The organism is Nodosilinea sp. LEGE 07088 (assembly GCF_015207395.1).
Taxonomy (GTDB): domain Bacteria; phylum Cyanobacteriota; class Cyanobacteriia; order Phormidesmidales; family Phormidesmidaceae; genus Nodosilinea.
Window position 1 is genome coordinate 1 of record NZ_JADEWX010000319.1, and the last position, 3,203, is coordinate 3,203.

Annotated in this window: 3 protein-coding genes; 2 read left to right on the forward strand and 1 reads right to left on the reverse strand. The window is 57.5% G+C overall.

Annotation, left to right across the window (positions count from 1 at the left end):
* Nucleotides 1-9 precede the first annotated feature (9 nt).
* Nucleotides 10-810, reverse strand: a complete 801-nt coding sequence (locus IQ254_RS30460; RefSeq protein WP_193969880.1) for a cobalt-precorrin-6A reductase — start codon at nucleotides 808-810, stop codon at nucleotides 10-12.
* Between the two features lie 113 nt (nucleotides 811-923).
* Here IQ254_RS30460 and IQ254_RS30465 point away from each other — a divergent pair, with 113 nt between their 5' ends.
* On the forward strand, nucleotides 924-1,700 hold the full coding sequence (locus IQ254_RS30465; protein ID WP_193969881.1) for a sterol desaturase family protein: 777 nt from the start codon (nucleotides 924-926) through the stop codon (nucleotides 1,698-1,700).
* A gap of 126 nt (nucleotides 1,701-1,826) precedes the next feature.
* Complete coding sequence (locus IQ254_RS30470) at nucleotides 1,827-3,143, forward strand: Mur ligase family protein (protein ID WP_193969882.1); 1,317 nt, start codon at nucleotides 1,827-1,829, stop codon at nucleotides 3,141-3,143.
* The last annotated feature ends 60 nt before the right edge of the window (nucleotides 3,144-3,203 follow it).

Genomic DNA, 3,203 nt, shown 5'->3' on the forward strand with positions numbered 1-3,203 from the left:
GGGGAGAACTCAGGTGGGATGGGGGGAGGATTGCCACCAGGCTTGGCATCGCGCTAGGGCCTCGGGCTGGCTGCGGCACACCACGGGATAGTTGAGCTGGGGTCGATTCAATATCCGCAAAGAAATGCCAAGCTGCTGGGCGATCGCCCGTTTGGTGTCCTCGCCACCGGGGGCACCCGAGGCCTTGGTAATGACGCGGGTAATCTGCCACTGCTGCCAGAGGGCGGCCTCTAGCTCTGGGCCAACGGGAGGGCGCAGGGCAATCAGGCGATCGCTCGTAAACCCCGCCGATAGCGCGGCCTCTAGGGCTAGGGTTGAGGGCAGAATGCGAGCGAATAGCGTGGCCTGGCGTTGCCAGGGGGTAAAGTGATGCAGCCAGCGATAGCCGAGGGTGAGCAAAACCCGCTCTCCGGCCAAAACCTCTGGAGTTAAAACCGCCTCCAGGCCTGGCAGATATTGAATCAGTCCACTCCCCGAGGGGGTCTCTAGCTCAGGTCGCTCGTAGCGCCAGTAGGGGATATTGAGGCCTTGGGCAGCGGCGATCGCACCCCGCGAAATCTCCACCGCAAACGGGTGGGATGCATCCAGCACCGCGCCGACCCTCTGGGCGATGATAAATTCTCCCAGAGCAGAAGCATCCACCCTCCCCACCCTCACGGTTAAATCAGGCTGTTCCCCATAGGCTTGCCGGGCGGTGGTGGTGGTTATTGTTACTAGGCAAGCAATGCCTGACGACGCGAGCTGGTGGGCTAACGTCACCGCTTCCCCCGTTCCTCCAATCAGCCAGACGACGGTCTTGCCTGCGTTCATAGTTACTCTTCTGGATAGATATTATAGAGCGCAGGCACAGGGTAGAATGCCGTTGTCCTACCCTAGGCGGATCCTGCCGCCCTCCAAAAACCCCAATGAGGATCTAAATCGACTTGAGAGAGCACTCCTTTGGGTTTTATAGCATTGCTTTTTTAGGAATTATCCTGGGTCGCTATTTTCTGGTGGCGGGGGCCACCTATTGGTTCTTTTATTCGTCGATGAGTCAGTCGTTTATTAATCCTAGGATGCTCCATCAAGCTCCGTCCTGGACAACGATTCGCCACGACATTAAACTCTCTACCCTCTCGGCGTTGATATTCGCCCTAGCCGCCGCTTTTGTGCTCTGCGCCTACCGAGAGGGCATCATGCGTCTATACATCGACCCTAACGACTATGGGCTGTGGTATTTGGGGATCAGCTACGGTGCAGTATTAGTGCTGCAAGACACCTACTTTTACTTTACCCACCGACTGTTTCATCACCCGAGGTTATTTGGTTGCTTACACCGGGGTCACCATCGATCGCGCTACCCGACTCCCTGGACATCCTTTGCCTTTGACCCCCTAGAAGCTGTTGTCCAGGCAATCTTTTTAGTGGGCATTGTCTGTGTGCTGCCGCTGCATTTCATCACCGTGATTGCGGTACTCACCACCATGACGGTGTGGGCTGTCCTCAACCATTTGGGGCCAGATCGATTACCAGCTATCTTTCCTCACCACTGGCTCGGCTCCTGGTTGATTGGCCCGGCTCACCACTCTATCCATCACCTCAAGTACACCGTTCATTACGGGCTTTATTTTACCTTTTGGGATCGACTCCTCGGCACCCAAGACCCCACCTATAAGAGACTTCTAGGCGATCGCCTAGCCGACAACATCGACCGGGTCTGACCTCGATTGTCTGACTGGCCGATGGCCGTACTCGCTCACCCATCCGCCGCCTTACCCATCCACCGAATCAGAGACTCTGGTACGCTTTGCAACATATTGTTGCTGCTAGGTAGCGTTGCCCCTGCCATGAACCAACTGCTGCTGATTCCAATTGTCGCCTTTGCCAAGCTGCTGACCCTGGCCCTGCGGGCCTCTGGGCGAGGCTCCGGGACGGCGCTGCCAGGATATCTGGTCGGGCGCTACTTTCCCTTTGTATTAGAAGCCCTAGTGAGCCAAATTCCGACCGTCGTAGCGATCACCGGCACCAACGGCAAAACCACCAGCCAGACGATGCTGAGCGCCATCCTCGATCAGCTAGCGGGGGCCAAGGTGCTGCGCAACAAAGCCGGGGCCAACCTGAGCCAGGGGATTTTGTCAGAGTTGCTCAAGCAGAGCAGCCCCCTGGGCCGCCTCGACTTTACCCATGCGGTGCTTGAGGTTGAGGAGGCGACCCTACCCCGCATCGCCAGCTTGATTAAACCCACTGTTATTGCCGTCACCAATCTCTACCGCGACCAACTCGATGCCTACGGCGAAATTGATCACACTGAGAAGCTGATTCGCGATGGCATTGCCCAGTGCCCCACGGCTGCTGTCGTGGTCAACGGCGATGACCCCCGCACCGCCCGCCTCACCCAGGGGCTGGGCAACGCCACCTACTTTGTGTCGTTGGCCCCAGAGTACGCCCGTTTTTTGCCCTACGAGGGCAAGCTCAACCGGCGAGATATCCACAGCCAGGGGCTAGAGGCGATCGACATTCACATCAACCCAGACCTCACCACCGACTTTGCCATCCAGGGCCAAATTGAGGGTGAGGCGGTGCATATTCCCCAGGCCAAAACCGTTTCACCCGGATTCTTCCATGTTTACAACGCCCTCACCGCTATTGGCATTGCCAGCCTTTTGGGGATAGATGAGCATACCGCTGTGGCTGGGCTCAAGACCTTTAGGCCGGCCTTTGGCCGGGGCGAAATTCTGGCTCGGCACCAGGGCGACAAACAGGTCAACTACCGGCTGCTGCTGGTCAAGAACCCAGCCAGCTTTAGCCTCAGCCTGGAGCTGCTGCGCAATATTCCTGCTTTGAAGCTGATATTGGCGATCAACGACAATACCGCCGACAGTAGGGATGTCTCCTGGCTGTGGGATAGCGAGCTAGAGCGGCTCAACCAGGCCGACATCGACTGGGTGCTCTGCACCGGCATTCGCGCCAAGGATATGGCCGTGCGGCTGAAGTATGCCCTGGATAAATCTGCCAGCCCCATTCCGGCTGAGGAATCGATTCACCAAGCCATTGATCTATCCTTTGCCCAGGCCAAGTCTGGCGATACGGTGTTTGTGCTGCCGACTTACACCGCCATGCTGGAATTTCGCAAGCTAATGGGCAAAACCCTCGATATGGTGTGATTTCGCCGTTCAGCAATCCCTATCGCTGCTGACCAAGGTTGAAGCCGCCCCCTCGCCCCC

What these genes read in the sequence shown, in the direction of transcription:
- IQ254_RS30470 (WP_193969882.1), top strand. Translation starts at nt 1,827, where the DNA reads ATGAACCAACTGCTGCTGATTCCAATTGTCGCCTTTGCCAAGCTGCTG.
- IQ254_RS30460 (WP_193969880.1), bottom strand. Translation starts at nt 810, where the DNA reads ATGAACGCAGGCAAGACCGTCGTCTGGCTGATTGGAGGAACGGGGGAA.